17 protein-coding genes are annotated in these 17,288 nt (G+C 34.2%); 3 read left to right on the top strand and 14 right to left on the bottom strand.

Annotated elements, in window-relative coordinates; genetic code table 11:
• Positions 1-3: 3 nt before the first annotated feature.
• Positions 4-1,611 carry a T9SS type A sorting domain-containing protein gene (locus AC07UM_RS13625; RefSeq protein WP_494683675.1) on the bottom strand — a complete coding sequence of 536 codons (1,608 nt, stop codon included), beginning with the start codon at positions 1,609-1,611 and terminating at the stop codon, positions 4-6.
• A 671-nt stretch (positions 1,612-2,282) separates the two neighbouring features.
• Positions 2,283-3,320, bottom strand: a complete 1,038-nt coding sequence (locus tag AC07UM_RS13620) for a LamG-like jellyroll fold domain-containing protein (protein WP_494683674.1) — start codon at positions 3,318-3,320, stop codon at positions 2,283-2,285.
• A 132-nt stretch (positions 3,321-3,452) separates the two neighbouring features.
• Between AC07UM_RS13620 and AC07UM_RS13615 the strand changes: the two genes are divergently transcribed.
• The gene (locus tag AC07UM_RS13615; protein ID WP_494683673.1) at positions 3,453-5,441 is read left to right on the top strand and encodes a tetratricopeptide repeat-containing sensor histidine kinase; all 1,989 of its coding nucleotides are present in this window, start codon (positions 3,453-3,455) and stop codon (positions 5,439-5,441) included.
• 4 nt (positions 5,442-5,445) lie between these two features.
• Positions 5,446-6,072 (top strand): response regulator transcription factor, encoded by a 627-nt coding sequence (locus AC07UM_RS13610; protein ID WP_494683672.1) that lies wholly within the window; start codon positions 5,446-5,448, stop codon positions 6,070-6,072.
• Positions 6,073-6,143: 71 nt separating this feature from the next.
• Here AC07UM_RS13610 and AC07UM_RS13605 read toward each other — a convergent pair whose 3' ends face one another.
• From AC07UM_RS13605 to AC07UM_RS13555, 11 genes are all read right to left on the bottom strand, one after another.
• The gene (locus AC07UM_RS13605) at positions 6,144-6,824 is read right to left on the bottom strand and encodes a MarR family winged helix-turn-helix transcriptional regulator (protein WP_494683671.1); all 681 of its coding nucleotides are present in this window, start codon (positions 6,822-6,824) and stop codon (positions 6,144-6,146) included.
• A 310-nt stretch (positions 6,825-7,134) separates the two neighbouring features.
• Positions 7,135-7,434: a DUF883 domain-containing protein gene (locus AC07UM_RS13600; protein WP_494683670.1), complete on the bottom strand. Its 300-nt coding sequence runs from the start codon at positions 7,432-7,434 to the stop codon at positions 7,135-7,137.
• 202 nt (positions 7,435-7,636) lie between these two features.
• Positions 7,637-9,070, bottom strand: coding sequence for an SDR family oxidoreductase (locus AC07UM_RS13595; RefSeq protein ID WP_494683669.1), 1,434 nt, complete (start codon positions 9,068-9,070; stop codon positions 7,637-7,639).
• Between the two features lie 51 nt (positions 9,071-9,121).
• Complete coding sequence (gene ribA / locus AC07UM_RS13590; protein ID WP_494683668.1) at positions 9,122-9,712, bottom strand: GTP cyclohydrolase II; 591 nt, start codon at positions 9,710-9,712, stop codon at positions 9,122-9,124.
• 27 nt (positions 9,713-9,739) lie between these two features.
• Entirely contained in the window at positions 9,740-10,288 is a 549-nt protein-coding gene (locus AC07UM_RS13585) for a lipocalin family protein (RefSeq protein WP_494683667.1), read from the bottom strand.
• Positions 10,278-10,967, bottom strand: coding sequence for a lycopene cyclase domain-containing protein (locus AC07UM_RS13580; RefSeq protein WP_494683666.1), 690 nt, complete (start codon positions 10,965-10,967; stop codon positions 10,278-10,280). The genes AC07UM_RS13585 and AC07UM_RS13580 overlap by 11 nt, the downstream gene beginning before the upstream one ends.
• Positions 10,964-11,416, bottom strand: coding sequence for a sterol desaturase family protein (locus tag AC07UM_RS13575; protein ID WP_494683665.1), 453 nt, complete (start codon positions 11,414-11,416; stop codon positions 10,964-10,966). Before AC07UM_RS13575 ends, AC07UM_RS13580 begins: the two co-directional genes overlap by 4 nt.
• Before the next feature lies 1 nt (position 11,417).
• Positions 11,418-11,885 carry an SRPBCC family protein gene (locus AC07UM_RS13570; protein ID WP_494683664.1) on the bottom strand — a complete coding sequence of 156 codons (468 nt, stop codon included), beginning with the start codon at positions 11,883-11,885 and terminating at the stop codon, positions 11,418-11,420.
• Between the two features lie 54 nt (positions 11,886-11,939).
• Positions 11,940-12,776 carry a phytoene/squalene synthase family protein gene (locus AC07UM_RS13565; RefSeq protein ID WP_494683663.1) on the bottom strand — a complete coding sequence of 279 codons (837 nt, stop codon included), beginning with the start codon at positions 12,774-12,776 and terminating at the stop codon, positions 11,940-11,942.
• A gap of 1 nt (position 12,777) precedes the next feature.
• Positions 12,778-14,268 (bottom strand): bifunctional phytoene desaturase/3,4-desaturase, encoded by a 1,491-nt coding sequence (gene crtID, locus AC07UM_RS13560; RefSeq protein WP_494683662.1) that lies wholly within the window; start codon positions 14,266-14,268, stop codon positions 12,778-12,780.
• Positions 14,269-14,310: 42 nt separating this feature from the next.
• The gene (locus AC07UM_RS13555) at positions 14,311-14,967 is read right to left on the bottom strand and encodes a MarR family winged helix-turn-helix transcriptional regulator (RefSeq protein WP_494683661.1); all 657 of its coding nucleotides are present in this window, start codon (positions 14,965-14,967) and stop codon (positions 14,311-14,313) included.
• Positions 14,968-16,150: 1,183 nt separating this feature from the next.
• Between AC07UM_RS13555 and AC07UM_RS13550 the strand changes: the two genes are divergently transcribed.
• A complete protein-coding gene (locus tag AC07UM_RS13550; protein WP_494683660.1) occupies positions 16,151-16,309 on the top strand; it encodes a hypothetical protein in 159 nt (52 codons plus the stop codon).
• Between the two features lie 57 nt (positions 16,310-16,366).
• Here AC07UM_RS13550 and AC07UM_RS13545 read toward each other — a convergent pair whose 3' ends face one another.
• Positions 16,367-17,266 (bottom strand): helix-turn-helix domain-containing protein, encoded by a 900-nt coding sequence (locus AC07UM_RS13545; protein WP_494683659.1) that lies wholly within the window; start codon positions 17,264-17,266, stop codon positions 16,367-16,369.
• Positions 17,267-17,288 lie beyond the last annotated feature (22 nt).

Here is a 17,288-nt window from a genome sequence, read left to right as displayed (position 1 = left end):
TGCTTATTTCTTAATCAATTTAGCATTCGCCGTTTTATTCGTATCCGTTTTTATCGTAATCAAATAAGCTCCCTGAACCAAAGCCTGGGTATTTATCTTTGTTACTTTATTCTTTGTTTTTATACTCTGAAGCTGTCTTCCGCTCATATCATACAACAGAATATCTGCATCCTTAAAATCAAAGCCGATTTCTACATATGCGTAATCTGATACGGGGTTTGGGTAGATTTTGATATCGTATTTCTCAATCAATTGATCAACCTGTTTGTCTCCCACTTTTACAATCTTCCAATTCTCTTTTCCAAGTTCTTCTGCACTGGTGCCTGCCAAGACAATAGAACCGTCTTTGTTTAGTTTCAAATCTGAAAGCCTTTCTTCTTTCTTTCTGGATTCTCCACTCACATGCTTTCTCCACTGTTCATTACCATTCTGATCCAGGTATATCATCCAGAAGGTTTCATCATCTGTCTGTATTCTTCCTTCAGCCTGGGTATAGCCTCCCAACAGGATTCCTTTGGAAGATTTATCGTCTGCCGAATGAAGCACACTCATCCCCATCAAGATGTCTCTGTTTTTAAAGTTGTAAGATTTCTGCCATTGCTCATCACCTTTTTCATTTAAAGAAATCAACCAAAGGTCAGATCCCTCTTCAAGACCTACAATTTTATTTCCCGATCTTTCTGATCTGGATTCACCACCAATGATGAAACCATTTGAAGTTAATGCTAAGGTTCTGATATGATCGTCTCCTTTTCCTCCATAGTTCTTCTCCCATTCTACTTTTCCATTCTTATCAAGCTTAACAATCCAGTAGTCGCCCTCACCAAAATTATCCGTGGATTTTGCCATACGGGATACCGGATTAAGGGTGATTTCACCGATTTTAGCTTCGAATCCCGAAACACGAACCTCGGAACTTCTGGAATAAATTCCGAGTAATGCTCCGCCATCTTTCGTTGGAATCATCGTTTCCACTTCATCTAAGCCTTTTCCACCTAAGATTAATTGGGATAATTCTTTTCCGTTTTTATCCAATTTTGTGATCCAGACATCTTTGGAGCCGTAGCCTTTTGCAGTGTTCTGTATATTCCCGGCTACAAAGAGCCCTAAGTCTGTGGTTTGAATGACAGCTCTGGCTTCTTCATCGGAAGAACTTCCTAAGGTTTTCTGCCATAATTCATCCCCAAATTCATTGATTCTGATCAGCCAAATATCGGATCCTCCTTTGGAATCTTCTTTTTTATCCAGCCCCTTTCCGGAATATGATGTTCCGGCTAATAGAAATCCACCATCCTGTGTTGTGACTGTGGCTGATAAATAATCATGGTTGGATCCTGAGAAATATTTCTCCCAGACTTCCTGTCCCTGCTGATTCAGTTTTACCAGGTGGAAATCATAACCATTATTTTGCTTTTGGCTGACGGCTGCTGGTGATTGGATTTTGGCCTGAATGCTGCTTCCTGTAATAAGGTATTGCTGATCGATGGTTGTGGTAACCTGGCTCAAGAAATCCTGGGTAGAGGATTTGATATCTTTCTGCCATATCACGTCCTGGGCAGACATGCTTAGGACGGCACATAGAGTAAATGCACTGAGAGACAGTTTCTTCATTCTCTTATTGTCGCTTTTTGAGTTATTAATTAGTTTTTATAAAAACGCAGCTAATTTAACATTTTTTTGAAAAATAAATAATTAAATATATTTATTATAATTAGCAATGTCATATAAACTGTAAATTCAAATTTATTTAACGTTAATAGAATACAGAAACGACAAAACTTGTCGTATTTTATTACTTTACGATGAAGAAATTAAAAAGAAAGAAGTATTCTTTTTAGATAAGTATCTAAACAAATTAATATAATTGAAATTTGAGGTGTAATAAAGGTTTATAATATCATAAACTAAAGGCTGTTATTTGATAAAAAATGAGCATTACAATTCTTGCTTAATTTGGCTCAAACTAACCTAATCATCAATAAAAGTGTTTGAAGATACGCTCGTCTTGTTCACCAACAGCAAAAAGGCACCCACTAAAGTAGTTGGCGCCTTTTGTTTTAAGATCCTTTTAATAAATTTCCAGTTCCTGAAATACCAAAATATAGATTTTCTTACTCTTAACTCAAAATACCTGACTAGCATAGTCTAGTTTTGAATTCTATACTTTTTAGCTAAAGAGTAAAAAATTGTGCCCTAATAAAATTACCAACTCCATTTTTCAGGATGGAAAATCCGTACTACCGCTCCCGTGAAATGGAATAATTGAAGTGACATTTCTATCTTTATTTTTTAATAACTTTTATGGTCTCCAGACCTTCTTCAGTTTTTATTCTAATCCAATAAGAGGCTGGAGTAAGAGATGACAAATTAATTTCCGCCTCAACGCTGTTTATTTTTTGTGTTTTAACAGTTTGTCCTAAAAAGTTAATCACTTCAACATGTAAAATAGGTTGTTTGGATGTCAGAAACAACTTGTTGGTAACAGGGTTAGGAAAGAATTTAAAATTCGTTTTTTCTACTGATACCGAGGATACATTTAAATAAGTAGTACAGGTAGTTCCGGAATTTATAACACTATTCCCAACCCAGTTAGAAGAGTTTCCGTTTAAAGCAAAACCATTAAGAGTTCCATGGTAATTATTTCCGCTGCTGTCTTGCAAAGTTGTTATAGAAGCATTATTCGCATTAGCGATCCCCTGATTAAATTTATAATACGCTATTAATCCTGTTTCCGGACCTGACAGCTCACAGTTCATCGTGTTTGCTATTTCACTGGAAGACAAAGCTCTGTTCCAGATTCTTACCTCATCCATAGTTCCTGTAAAACTATTGGCAGCATCATTAAAAGCGCCTATTCTAACCGTATTTCCCTCATCAACCGGATCAACATCGGTCTTGGTAGATCTCAATTGTCCATCTCTGTATAATTTCATTGTGGTAGAAGCAGCATCATAAGTTACTGCAACGTGATGCCAGGTATTAATAGACAATGGAACACTGTCTTCCAAAGCATACCAATCACCGTTATGCCCCGCAGAAAGCTTACCAGAACTGCTTGGTATCCAGAAAGCATGCAGCCCATCTGAATCACCACCAGAGATAATATTATTTTGGCTGTTTAAACTTTTCACATAAACCCACGCTTCTTTGGTGTAAGATACAGGCAAAATGCTTCCACAGCTTACATAATCATTTACGCCATCAAAATCTAGCGCAGCTCCCTGCTGGGAAAATCCAAGTTGGAAAACTAAAACAAAACAGGCAGCCCAAATTTTTTGAAAATTTAGGTTGAATGGCATTAAAAGTATTTTACTTTTCATAATAATAGTTTTATTAATTAAGTCACAAAATTCTATTATTCTTCCGGAGATTCATACAAGGGTAAACCCCTGAATTGAAGATTGCATAATTTTCAATATTAGAAATTGATACATTTGTAAAAAAATACATGTATGCCTACGATTAAGAAAATCATATTCTTATTCATTACTTTTTTCACATTATCATGTAGAGAAAAAAAGGAAAATTTTTATTTTGAAAAAATAACTCCGACAAAAGAAGAGCCTACAAAAGTTTGGTTAAGAAAAAATGAAAATTATCATGCAGATAAAGAACATTATCTGAAAGTTTTTTTGAACTATTATCAAAGTAAAATTGCTAAAAGTGATTATTCAAATGCTTCCAAAATTCTGGATTTAGTGACTACAAAATTTGTTTATTTTTATGATTTTGACCCTCGTCTTACCGAAGTTGTAAAAGAATTTGATGAAAGCTACAGAAGTGAATTACCACCCATAAAAACAATTTACATTGACAGTTATTATGGCAATTTAGAATTTGACAGAGATCATCTGAACAAAGCTAAAGATTACTTTTTAAAAATTACATCTTTAGAGCCAGATGATTACAAAAGTTGTTACAAAATTGCCCGTGCTTATTATGATTTATCATATACTTATTTCGTTCTAGGGGATTTAAAAAATAGTATAGAAGCAAATGAAAAATCAAGAAACTACTCTATAAGAATCAGAGATCAGGAAAGCATAGCTTCTGTAGAGTCGAATTATGTCAATATTTACAAAGCAAATGGTTCTTTTCAAAAAGCCGTCGCAAGTGCGGATGAAGCGATAAAGGTATCTAAAGAAATTGGGAATACCTATGATTATTTTATGGGCAAATATAACAAATGCTCTGTTTATGGTTTCTTTAATAAGCATCAGTTGAAAAATAAATATATCCACGAAACTTACAAAGAATATTTAGCCAGCAAATATGATAATGATGTACTTCTTCTTTGTATCTCTGATTACGAAATAGAAGCTTTAATTGAAGAAAATAAATTAAACGATGCCAAAATAGTTTTAGACAGAATAAAGCCTGTTGCAGAAAAAAACACCTCTCAAAATTGGCAAAAGGATTATCAGGCGACATTAGCTTTATATGAAATCACAAGAGATGTAAAAACGTGCAACACAAAATATATAGAAAATTCACTACCCAATTTGCTTGAACATAAAAACTACGAAAGAGCCAACTTATTTTACGATGTTTTATTAGAAAAAGCAATTCAAAGCAGAGATCTGGACAAGGTTGTTTTTTATAATAATGAATTTTATCGTACCAAGGACAGCTTATCGAGCGCAAAAAGTAAGCTGATCAATTTAGAACTCGCAGCAAAATATGAAACTCAAAAAAAAGAGCAGGAAATTAAAATCCAACAAGAAGCCATTATCAATAAAAATGCTGTTATTTTGGCTTTAATATTTGTTTTTATTGCATTGTTATTAGCAATTGTTATTTATTATTTAAAACAAAAACAAAAGAAATTGTCTTTAGAAAAAGAACAATCACTGCAGTTTACTAAAAACCTTCTGGATAAAACCGAGGAAGAACGCAAAAGAATTGCATCTGATCTCCATGACAGTGTGAGCCATGAACTATTGTCGCTTAAGCATTCGTTCGAGGTAAGCCAACTTCAATTAAACGAAAAAGTGGATAGCATTATTAATAACATCAGAGCAATCAGCAGAAATTTACATCCCGTTCTTTTTGAAAAAATAGGACTCGAAGCCAGTTTAGAACAATTCATAGAACGTATCCAAAATACACATCGTTTTATGATCTCATCTGAAATCAATTATCAAGATAGTCTCTCGACTGAAAAAGAATTACAAATCTATAGAATTGTGCAGGAAGCTGTTTCAAATATTATAAAATACGCAGATGCTATCGCAGCAAAAGTAATTTTAGCTGAAAATAAAGACACCGTTATTTTGGAAATTATGGATAATGGAAAAGGTTTTAATGTTGAAGAAACTCTGGAAAAAAAGGATGCTTTTGGTTTACACAATATGATAGAAAGAAGCAAAGCAATTGGTGGACAGGCCCATATCACCTCAACTTATAAAGGCACAAAAATAGTGGTACAAATAAAAAAATAATACAATGAAAATTTTAGTTGCAGACGATCATCCTTTAACCCTGAATGGAACTGTTTCTTACCTTAACAGTTTGGGGTATAACGTAGTTAGTGCTTGTTCTAATGGAACTGCAGCCCTTAATTACATTCAGGTTTATTGGCCGGATGTAGCTGTTTTAGATTTAAATATGCCCGGTTTGGACGGATTGGAAGTGGCAAAAAAAGTAATGGAAAATAAATGGCGTACTAAAGTTATCATCCTTACCATGCATAATGAAATTGGAGTTCTGAAAAAAGCAAAAGAATTTGAAGTAGATGGTTATATTTTAAAAGAAAAAGCTTCTCCTGATTTAGAAAAATGTATGAAGGAAATTGCTTTGGGAAAGAAATATTATTCTGGAACTTTACTTCAAAATTACACGATAGAGCAAACAGAAGACCCCAGCAAACTAAACCTATTAACAGTTTCTGAAAGAAAAATAATAGAATTAATAGCGGCTCAAAAAACCAGTAAGCAAATTGCAGAACTTCTTTTCCTGTCCGAAAAAACAGTAGAAGGACACCGTACCAGAATTATAGAAAAATTGGGTATTCCGAAAGAAAAAAATGCATTACTGATTTGGGCAATACAGAATTATAAAAAATCCTTGTAGATTTAAAAATAATTATTAAAAATGAAATATCTCTTTCACCATATTATAAACCTACGGGAACATTATTAATATCATAACTTTTTGAAAGCGTATTCATCATAGATCGTGTTAATGAGTTCATCAGAATGAATGTTTCGTGAGAAAATGGGATAATGAAAACGATCTAATTTATTGAGAATACGGATCAGATCCATTTTTTCATTATGATTAAGATTCCCGGCCACAATATTGGTAGCCTGACGAATTTTTTCCATTTGCTTTTCCAGAACCACTAATCCTCTCTCTGAAATATGGATTAATTTACTTCGTTTATCCAAATCAGAATCTGTCTGTTCAATCAATCCCTGACGCAGAAGTCTTGTAATGATAAGCATACCAACAGGCTTATCGTGAATATTTTTTTTGATGAGAGCCATCTTAGTCATCTCACCAAAAGCTTTTAAATTGATCAAGTAAATAAAGTCTTCCTGAGTAGAAAATTCAGAATCTGTGATAGCCGACTTTGAATAGGTCTTAGCATATCGGTTAAGATGAACAAGTAATGTACTAATTGCACTTTCTGCTGTTCTTCCATTCTCTTTTCCTTCCCAATATGGCTCATCAGCAGCACGTGCAGACTCAGCATTCTCCTTACCAGAAACCCACAATTTAAAGCCCTCAATAGTGGATGGATAGGAATTCGGAGAGGTTTTATTCTCTGATTCGAATTGCTCAAGAAGAGTCATAAAGTCTTTGATAAGGGTAAAATTCATGTCAATTAAAATACTATACAAATATACCTGCTTTTAATTTAATCTCAACTTTTTACTCGGGTGTATACAATTTGATTTTTTACATCTAATAGTAAATGATACCGATGAAGAAAATCGAGATACAAATTGTAGTAATTATAAATAAGTATATTTCTAGAACGAGAAAAAGATAAAAATAGCTATATTTTTTCTATAGAGGCATTTACTTTAAATAATTTGCCAAAAAAAAGAATACAAATAAACTACATCCACTTATTATATACACTGTCCGAAACTTTAAAAGCTCCGGACAGTATGTATTAAACTAACATTAATTGGTTTTCTTTCTCCATTCAGCCTTCACATCTTCGGCGGCATCTTTGGTATTTTCCCAAGCTTCATCAGCTTTATCTTTAATATTCTCCCAGACATCTGAAACATTTGACTTTACCCTTTCCAACCAATCTTCATGAGAAGCTTCCTGATCATTATCTCTTTTTTCATTGATATAATCTTTGGCTTTATCCGCTAACTCACTGATCTTCCATTTTGCGTTATCAGCTGCGTTTTTTAAAGAGTTTTCGGTTTCATTAACTGCATTTTCTGCTTTGTTATAATCTGAATTATTCATAATAATATATTTAAAGTAATTGGTATATAAATAAACAATGTCTATGCCTAAAAAATCATTTATAATGTTAAAATTTATTAAAATTTAAGCACCATTGAAGAAATAACTCATCTCAATTTCGGCTACCCACCTCATATTCAAAACCATAAGGCTTCTATTATCCGACTCTCAGTCTCAATCATATCTTCCTATAAAGAATAAATTATTTATTTCTGCTAAGCTTCTTAATCATTCCTTTAAAAATAATCCCATGAAACGGAAGAACCATAAACCAATATATTCTACCCCACAACCCTTTTGGACGAAATACAGCTTTCTGCCATATCTTATTTTTATAAATCTTAAACATAAGCCAGGCTTCTCCCGGAAGCTTCATTTCAGCCAGTAAGATAAGCCTTCCTTCTTTACGGTCTGCATACAATACTCTCCAGAAATCCAGAGCATCTCCATCTTTAAGATCCGAAGGGTGCCTTCTTCCTCTTCTGAGTCCGGGGCCGCCAGCAAGTTTATCAAGAAAGCCCCTTATTTTCCAGAAACCCTGCGCATACCATCCGTTTTTACCCCCTAACTCGAAAATTCTGCTGATACAAGCCTCCCTGTTATCATACTCTTCACTTCTGAGATCGGTAAAACAGCCGTATTTAGGTACATCCTGATATTCTTTTAAAGTTGAATCATTCCGGCTGCTAATAAAACTATCTTTCCAGCTTGATACAATTTCGTTGGCCTGAATTTTTGCCAGCGTCCTTTTAAGTGCTGTCTCATAAGAAAACGGCTGTATGTGTGTAATTAATTTAATTAAAGCCAGATTCTCCGGTCTGCAGACAACTTCTACTTTCATACTTCCTACAAGAGCCTTTGCCAGATTATAAGAAGTTGAAGTGATAAAATATAACCAATAAGAAGAAAGCTTGGGAGTCATTACCGGAAGGGTAAAAATAGTCCTTTTCAATCCTCTTGCATGAGCAAACTTAAGGAGCATATCTTTGTAAGTAAGCACATCATCACACCCGATATCAAAATCTTTCTGATAAGCCTTCTCTTTAAACAAAACGAAAATCAGAAAATCCAGAACGTTAGCAATTCCTATTGGCTGGCATTTCGTATAAAGCCACTTAGGAGCTACCATCACCGGCAATTTTTCAACGAGGTCTCTTATAATTTCAAAAGAAGCACTTCCTGAGCCAATAATAATCCCTGCCCGGAGAACAGTAACAGGAACTTTACAATCCATAAGAATTTTCTCAACCTGATATCGCGAACTTAAATGTTTTGAAAGTTGCTTTTCATTCACCAGACCAGAAAGATATACTATGTGTTTGCAATGAGTCTTTTCTATATATTCAGAAAAATTATGGGCACATTTCTTTTCAGAATCTTCATAATTTTCGGCAGTACTCATGGAATGCATTAAATAATATGCTCCATCAATATCTTCAGGAATATTCTGTAATGTTTCCGGTTTTAAAAAATCGACTTCAATAACCTCAACAAGCTTATTATCAATATCCATATTTGCCGTGAAACGATCGATATCCCTACAGCAGCATACGACTTTATATCCCTGTGCCGCAATGACATTAATCATTCTTTTACCAATATATCCGGTAGCACCAGTAAGCAGTATTTTTTCCATGATGACACAATTTAAACGCATGATAAAAAAACATTACCTTTCAGATAAAGATTATATCTTTTTTAAAAGATGACCGAAATAGTCCTTTTTTCTAACAAGATAGCTTTCATTTATCCCATTGGGTTCAATTTCTAAAGGAATTCTACGGCTGAGATTGATGTTGCTGCTCTCAACAGACTTGATTTTTTCCGGATTATTGGTCAGCAGGTTTATTTCCTTAATATTTAAAATATCCAGCATTTCAACTGCTATATCAAAGTTTCTTCCGTCTGCTGGCAGTCCCAGTTTCAAATTAGCCTCAACAGTATCAAAACCTTTTTCCTGAAGTTCATAAGCCTTCAGTTTATTGATGATTCCAATATTTCGTCCTTCCTGTCTGAGATAAACAATAACTCCCCCATTTTCAGACATATATTCCATAGCAGCATCCAGTTGCTGTCCGCATTCACATTTTTTTGAATGAAAGACTTCTCCGGTAATACATTCCGAGTGAAAACGAACATTGACCACCTTATTACAATCAGTATTCTCGGCTACTAAAACCAAATGAGGGCTCCAGTTTTCTTCATTTTCTGAAAATGCATACATCGTAAATAATCCGTAATCTGTAGGGATTGTTGATTTTGCTTGTATTTTGAGCATAAGTTTAATTTAAAATTTATTGATAATTTATTGGGCAAACGGACTTTCTTTATCCTGTTTCACCCAGATGAGCTTTGATGTATCATAGCCTATTTCCCGTGCTTTGATAATAAAGTTCTGTTTTACACTTTCAGGTATGCTTTTTTCACGGGAAAGAATCCACAGGTAATCTAAATTTTTCCCGGCAACCAAGGCGTATCGGTAATCTTCCAGTGCAACAACATTATACCCAGCATAAAAGGGTCCGAAAAAACTGACCTTCAATGCAGCTGTATTCTTGCTCCCTCTAAATTTAGCAGTACCATTAACAGAAACCCATTTATTCTTTTTAAAATTATATCCGCTGTTAACTACTTTTACACTTCCGTCTACATTAAGGCTGTATTGAGCCATAGCATTATCAAGGTCTTTTTCAAAACGATAATCAAATCTTGCAATTTCATACCATGTCCCTAAATACCTGTTCACATCAAACTGCTCGACTGGCTGTGCTTTTTCAGGCATTGAAGAACATGAGGTCAGAATATTTAATAATCCGAAACCCATGAATAAGATGAAAATTATTTTATTTTTCATTTTGAGTTATTTTTTTAAAGAAATAAATATTGAGTAAAAACTGACTGTATCCATAAACAGCATCTTCAACGGGGATCGTTCCCATTCTGACACCCAAAAAATCATCAGGATTGTAGTTAACAACTGGTGAAGGAATTATAGAGCCCGTCAGTATTCCATTCACTGCGAAAAATCCGGGCATCAAAATCAGATATACAAAACTTGCCTTTCCTATCCATTCTTTTTTAGCAATAAAATGCAGATAACAAAGAGTTATTAACGTTACAATAACTGTCAGCAAAGTATAAATTCTCTCATAGTAAAGAAGTCCTGCCAAAGAGAGAACAATAACAGATGTAAACACAATGAGATTATTAAAGAGATCAGCCCATGCCAGCTTAAAAAATTTTTCAAGGCAATAGTAAGTAAAAACACAGGCGAATGGAATACAGTAAAAGAACAGCCACTCTTCTATAGGAAGCCCTGAAATTTTAACCCCTAATGTATACCTGTAATCAAACCACCATACACCTTTTCCGGTGAACCATATATCCCACACAATGAAAGGAATTGCTACCATTGTAGATGACAACAGGAACTTTCCGAAAAGTTTATTAAACTGTATTCTTCTGTCAAAAGAAGCCAAAAAGCAAATAATGACTGTGAAAAAATTAATCAGTATGTAAGTATATTGCATCATTTTTTATTGAAATACATTTTAAAATAGACCATAGGAACCCACAAAAAGCCAAAGCACTCTCCTTCTTCTTTTCCTAAATGTTTGTGATGCTGTTTATGGGCACGTCTGATGGCAAGCAAATAAGGGTTCTTTGTTTTTGTAAAAACCTTTGCTCTTTGATGAATAAAAATATCATGGACAAAGAAATAAGCCATTCCATAAAGACTTATTCCCAAGCCAACAAAAAACAGATCGCTGAATCCCTGCTTTACCCCTGCATATAATAATGCAATAGCAGGGCTGGCAAAAATAAAAAAGAACAGATCATTTCTCTCCAGCTTCCCGTCATGGCTGTGATCATGATGATCGCGGTGCAGGCTCCACAGAAAACCATGCATAATATATTTGTGGATAAGCCATGTGGCGCCTTCCATGGAAATAAAAACACACAAAACAATCAGAAAACTCATATTAATTATGTTCTTGGTTAAAAAGATCATTCAACACCCTGTATCTGAAATCGAAAATATTTCTAAGTTTTTCTTTAACAAACAAGCGATGGGCTATTCTTCCTAAAACCCCAAACGGGAGTTCATAATCTACAGTATCTTTCATCAATATGCCATTCTCATCAGGAATAAACTCATGAAAATGATTCCAATATTTATAAGGGCCTTTTTTCTGAAAGTCCGTAAAACTTTTACCGTCTTCTACCTGACTGATAATGGTTTTCCACTTCATCGGAATTCCCAATACAGGAGAAACTGTATAATCTATTTCCATTCCTTCAAAAATAGATTCATCCTTAATCTCTGAAAGAACCACAAAATTCATTTTTTCAGGGGTTATTTCGGATAAATTATGAGGGGATGAAAAGAATTTCCATGCCGTCTCAATATCGCACTTCAAATGTTGTTCTCTATATAATCTGTACATCATTTATTTTTTTGTTACTATGAAAATTCTAAAAAATTCCTTTTAAACAGTCAGGTATTACAAATAAGCAGATTTGTATCTTATATAGCTTTTGAATGCAACCAACAGCTTCTGTGAATTGGCAATCCTGATTCTCTGCTGCAAAATATGCTGAGAACTTGTTTTCTTTATTTTTTCAAATAGCAGCAGATAGTATCTGTATGCCAAGTATACTCCGAACATGGAAGAGCTTGGCAGCTTCTTAATTCCTTGTAATGCTTCTTTAAATTCTTCTTCAATTTCTTTTTCAATCTGGGCTTTTACAGTATTATCGAAGACAGACATATTCAGAGACGGAAAATAGGTTCTACCCAAAATCTGATAATCATCTTTCAGGTCCCGTAAAAAATTTACTTTTTGAAAAGCAGAACCCAGCTTCATGGCAAATGGTGTAAGTTTTTCAAATTGCTGTTTATCGCCTTCTGTAAATATCTGCAGACACATAAGACCTACCACTTCTGCAGAGCCATAGATATACTGATTATAAAGATCGGAATTGTAGTCTATTTTGTGCAGATCCATTTCCATGCTGTGCAAAAACTGATCGATCAATTGAATATGAATATCATAGTGGCGCACCGTTTCCTGAAATGAATGTAAAATGGGATTGAGTGATATACCGTCCTTCAACGCTTCATAAGTTTCGTTTTTTAGGCTTTTCAAAAGCTTCTCTTTATCATACCCATGAAAGCTATCAACAATTTCATCTGCAAGACGTACATACCCATAAACAGCATAAACAGCAGGTCTTATAGAAGGCTTCAAAGCCAATATTCCTAATGAAAAACTGGTACTGTATTTTTGAGTAGTATACTTGCTGACCTGGTAAGACAACTCATCAAACAATTTTTTCATATTATTTTATTTTTAGTTTATTAACCTCTCCTGCTACTATCTTTCCAGAAATAACTGATGGAGGAACTCCTGGTCCCGGAACAGTTAACTGGCCGGTATAAAAAAGATTGCTAATCTTTTTATTCCTTATTTTAGGCTTCAGGACAGCAGTCTGTGATAAAGTGTTGGATAGTCCATAGGCATTCCCCTGATAAGCATTATAATCCGAAATAAAATCACTTACACAATAGCTTCTCTTGTATTCAATCCGGGAGATAAGATCGGTTTCTCCTGTATGTTTTTCAATTCTTTCAAGCATTTCCTTCAGGTATTTTTCTCTTATAGCCTCCTCATCGTGTATTCCCGGTGTGAGGGGTAACAGTAAAAAAAGGTTTTCACACCCTTCTGGAGCTATATCCGGATCAGTTTTGGAAGGGCAGCAAGCATAAAAAAGCGGTTTAGCAGGCCATTTTTTATTTTTATAAATGCAATCTATATGATCATCAAGATTGTTTTCAAAAAATAGGGTATGATGTTTTAAATAAGAGATTTTTCCTTTGATTCCCAGGTAATAAATCAGGCATGAAGGAGCAAAGGTTCTCGTTTTCCAATAGGCATCATTATAGTTTCTAAGTGATTTGGAAATTAATGTTTCTGTATGATGGTAATCTGATGATGCAATCACAGCATCAAATTCATAATCTTTACCATTTGCTGTTATTGAGATCACTTTCCCATTTTCTGTATTGATTTTCTGTACCTCATGATTGAAATGAAACGTTACTCCCTGCTTTTCTGCAACGTCTTTCATGCCCAAAACAAGCTGATAAAAACCTCCCATCGGATATTGGGTTCCCAAAACATATCCCCCATAATTCATAAGACTGTAAAGTGCGGGAATATTCTGGGGTGAGGCACCAAGGAATATAACCGGGAACTCCATCAGGGACCTGAGTTTAGGATCAGAAAAATAACCTGAAACATATTTCCTGAAATTGCTCAAAAGATCAAGCTTCAGTGCACTGCCTGCTATTTTTAAAGAAGCAAATTCCAACCAGTTATAACAAGGTTTTGTTACAAAGTCTTTCATCCCTACCTCATACTTGAATTGGGCAGACTGCATGAATGTATCGTACTTCTTCCCCGCTCCCTTTTCTGTTTTTTCAAATAACTCACGGATCTCATCATTTTTCTCAGGAACTGAAATCTTTTCTTCTGAAAAGACCATCTCAAACTGAGGATCTAAAGAAACAAGCTTAAAAAAATCAGAGACTTTGCAGTCAAAATCGCTGAAAAAGCCTTCGATAATATCAGGCATCCAGTACCAGCTGGGGCCCATATCAAAAACATACCCTTGCTCTGTTTTAAATTGCCTTGCACGCCCTCCCGGCTGATCATGTTTTTCAAATACATGCACCTCATTTCCTGATTTGGCGGCATATGCAGCAGCAGACAGCCCTGAAAATCCAGAACCAATTACAGCAATTCTCTTTCTTAAGTTTCCAGTATCCATTGTTACTTATTTATAGTTTTAACAAGTCTGTTTAACACAACATCAGCTCAACCTTTTATATGCAATATCCAGCAAACCATTCGTATCCAGATTCATATGGTAAAAAGAATTATGAAATTCATCCAGTTTAGAGAGTATCGCAATGAGCAGCATTTGTTCAGAGTGAGCAAGATTCCCCACTACAACATGTGAGGCTTTACGAATTTCATCCATATTTTCCTCCAATATAGCAAGCCCTTTCTCAGTTATATGAATATGCTTCGTACGTTTATCCTTTTCAGAGATTGTCTGCTCAACCCAACCATGACGAATTAATCGATTAATAATAAGTATGCCTGAAGATTTTTCATGCACATTATGTCTTATCAATTCCATTTTTGTCATTGCTCCCATCGTTTTCAGACCAATCAGATAAATAAAATCATCCTGGCTTGAAAAAACTGAATTGCCAATTGATCTGGAGTAAGTTTTTGCATACCTTCCCATTCTTATCAATAATGTATTGATGATACTATCAGAACTTCTTCCCGATTCTTTACCTATCCAAGATGGATCTGCTGATTCAGAAATATTTTTACAGGAAGAATTGATCCACTCCGTGAAACCCTGAAGATCGTTACTGTATAGCGCCTTACCTTCATTTTGCTCCATAAATTGCTGAACAAGTTCTACAACTGCTTTTATAAGATCAAAATTCATAACCGACATATTAGTATACAAATATACTTATAAAAGTTTATAAATATACTTTATGTTGTTTTATTTTAAAACTAAAGAATTACAATATGGAGATTTAAAGATTTATCTCTAAAGAAAGAGTAGACAGTACAAAAACACAAAACACTAATAAACAACAACTTAAACAACAAAAAAGAAGGTTAAAAAAGATATAATCATGAAAGTGAGATCAACAATAAATAGTATATTTATAAACTTCAATATATTTTTAATCTAAAAGTTTTGTAAATAAAAAAACACTTTAGTACCAATCTAAAGCGGTATTGAAAAAACATATTTATAATTAAAAAAAATTTTAAAAACACTTACTATCTACCAAAATAGGAAATAAGAAAAACAGTATAAATAAGACAATAAAAGTCATAGGAACTTGCACTATACCACTTTTAGTTATTCTAATTTTTTGAAAGTAACTTTTAAGCAAATCAAATCATCGATAAAAGTGTTTGAAGATACGCTCGTATTGTAAAGAGACAACTATTTAATAGTTGCCTCTCTTTTTTTACACATAAAAATCTCTATATCAAATTTTTACAGCCTGGTCTTATAGTTTGATTTTTTTTATATAAAATTCTTGGTCTGTCTGAAACAGACAGTCTAAAAGTGCTCTATCAGAGATTTTATTGGTATTAAAGCGTGTTTTGAAATCCCATTAAGGTTCTGATGTTTCTTTCTCTTCTGGCTTATTATAAGTTTTTGCTACTAAATGTAGCCGTTTTAATATTATTTAAGTTTCCTTCTCATTGACCTAAACTCCATTCATCGTCAGAATAATATTAATAATAACTAGTTGTTTAGCATAAAATTCATTTTAGGAACGATATGCATTAAAAAATGTTCACTCTCAAATTAGAATTTAAAAGTCTGATTAAATAAAATACTTCGATTATAAACAAGCATTCCTTAAATTACAGATTTTTAATTCATTAAAGTATAATGTCACCAAGATTTGTCGGATTATCATTAAACAAAAGAATAAAAAAGTAGTAGCAACAGATTCCAAAACTTAACCATTGCCAATGGAAAAACACCCATCTTATATCCGGATTTGATGTACGGAACTGCTTTTAAAGAAAGCAGGCATTTATTTGTTTGAGTTACTGAAGAGGTAGATGATCGCTCCCCGACGTTAACCATTACGAAAATGACGAAGATGCCGCTTGCTGCTGATCCCCGATATTCGATGGATCAGGATCAATCCCGGGAAATGGAAAGAAGTTTTCGGGAAGATGTAAGCCTAACCTCCAGGGGGGCATATCCTCAGCAATGTGACATCGGATTGCCGAGGATCAGGATGAATTAAAGTTTACGACTTAACAACGGATTTAATTATACAAATACAATGGTATTTTTAAATATTTCACACATGAATATTCCTGTATTCATTGGGAGCCATTCCCGTTTTTTGTTTGAATAAACGTGTAAAATGCTGCTGATATTTAAAGCCCAACTCGGCCGCAATATCATTGATTGTTTTCGATTGATCAAAGATTCTATTCTTAGCCTCATCGATCAATCTGTTCTGAATATAATCCAAAGCCGTGTTTCCTGTTTCTTTTTTGATAAGGTCTCCAAAATAATTGGGAGAAAGAAACAATTCCTCTGCACAGTAGGCGACGGTTGGCAAACCTAAATTCAGTGTTTTTTCAGATTGAAAATATTCATTTAATAGATTTTCAAAACGGCTGAGAATATCTTTATTTGCATTTGTTCTTGTAATAAACTGGCGGTCATAATAACGCATACAGTAATTCAGAAACAGTTCGATGTTTGAAACAATAAGAGTCTTGCTGTGATTGTCGATATTGAGTTCGATTTCTTCTTTTATTTTTTCTACGCAGTCCACAATGGTTTTTCGTTCTTTTTTTGACAGGTGCAGGGCCTCATTGACTTCATAGGAGAAAAAGGTGTAATCCTTAATTGTTTTACCCAACTGTGTTCCTTTTATCAGATCCGGATGAAATAGCAATGCATAACCGGAAGGCTTAATCGGAATTCCATTGCTGTCTATTCCATAGACCTGTCCTGGTGAAACGAATACAAGGGTTCCTTCATCATAATCGTAAGGCTGGCAACCATAGATCATATCACCACATTTGATATCTTTAAGAAAAACCGCGTAAACGCCGATCTGTCTTCTGAAATGCATAATAGAACCCACATCATCAAACCTGACAACACTTACCAATGGATGCAAAGTATCAGCTCCAAGATATTTATTGTATTCTTTTATGGTATCAATACGTTCTGCCGGTTCCATAATTTTATTATTTCTAAAACAA

The organism is Chryseobacterium sp. GW821-FHT04C04 (assembly GCF_059420365.1).
Note: the sequence above shows the minus strand (reverse complement) of the source record. Positions and strands in the feature narration are given on the sequence as shown.

What these genes read in the sequence shown, in the direction of transcription:
- AC07UM_RS13625 (WP_494683675.1), bottom strand. Translation starts at nt 1,611, where the DNA reads ATGAAGAAACTGTCTCTCAGTGCATTTACTCTATGTGCCGTCCTAAGC.
- AC07UM_RS13620 (WP_494683674.1), bottom strand. Translation starts at nt 3,320, where the DNA reads ATGAAAAGTAAAATACTTTTAATGCCATTCAACCTAAATTTTCAAAAA.
- AC07UM_RS13615 (WP_494683673.1), top strand. Translation starts at nt 3,453, where the DNA reads ATGCCTACGATTAAGAAAATCATATTCTTATTCATTACTTTTTTCACA.
- AC07UM_RS13610 (WP_494683672.1), top strand. Translation starts at nt 5,446, where the DNA reads ATGAAAATTTTAGTTGCAGACGATCATCCTTTAACCCTGAATGGAACT.
- AC07UM_RS13605 (WP_494683671.1), bottom strand. Translation starts at nt 6,824, where the DNA reads ATGAATTTTACCCTTATCAAAGACTTTATGACTCTTCTTGAGCAATTC.
- AC07UM_RS13600 (WP_494683670.1), bottom strand. Translation starts at nt 7,434, where the DNA reads ATGAATAATTCAGATTATAACAAAGCAGAAAATGCAGTTAATGAAACC.
- AC07UM_RS13595 (WP_494683669.1), bottom strand. Translation starts at nt 9,070, where the DNA reads ATGGAAAAAATACTGCTTACTGGTGCTACCGGATATATTGGTAAAAGA.
- ribA (WP_494683668.1), bottom strand. Translation starts at nt 9,712, where the DNA reads ATGCTCAAAATACAAGCAAAATCAACAATCCCTACAGATTACGGATTA.
- AC07UM_RS13585 (WP_494683667.1), bottom strand. Translation starts at nt 10,288, where the DNA reads ATGAAAAATAAAATAATTTTCATCTTATTCATGGGTTTCGGATTATTA.
- AC07UM_RS13580 (WP_494683666.1), bottom strand. Translation starts at nt 10,967, where the DNA reads ATGATGCAATATACTTACATACTGATTAATTTTTTCACAGTCATTATT.
- AC07UM_RS13575 (WP_494683665.1), bottom strand. Translation starts at nt 11,416, where the DNA reads ATGAGTTTTCTGATTGTTTTGTGTGTTTTTATTTCCATGGAAGGCGCC.
- AC07UM_RS13570 (WP_494683664.1), bottom strand. Translation starts at nt 11,885, where the DNA reads ATGATGTACAGATTATATAGAGAACAACATTTGAAGTGCGATATTGAG.
- AC07UM_RS13565 (WP_494683663.1), bottom strand. Translation starts at nt 12,776, where the DNA reads ATGAAAAAATTGTTTGATGAGTTGTCTTACCAGGTCAGCAAGTATACT.
- crtID (WP_494683662.1), bottom strand. Translation starts at nt 14,268, where the DNA reads ATGGATACTGGAAACTTAAGAAAGAGAATTGCTGTAATTGGTTCTGGA.
- AC07UM_RS13555 (WP_494683661.1), bottom strand. Translation starts at nt 14,967, where the DNA reads ATGAATTTTGATCTTATAAAAGCAGTTGTAGAACTTGTTCAGCAATTT.
- AC07UM_RS13550 (WP_494683660.1), top strand. Translation starts at nt 16,151, where the DNA reads ATGACGAAGATGCCGCTTGCTGCTGATCCCCGATATTCGATGGATCAG.
- AC07UM_RS13545 (WP_494683659.1), bottom strand. Translation starts at nt 17,266, where the DNA reads ATGGAACCGGCAGAACGTATTGATACCATAAAAGAATACAATAAATAT.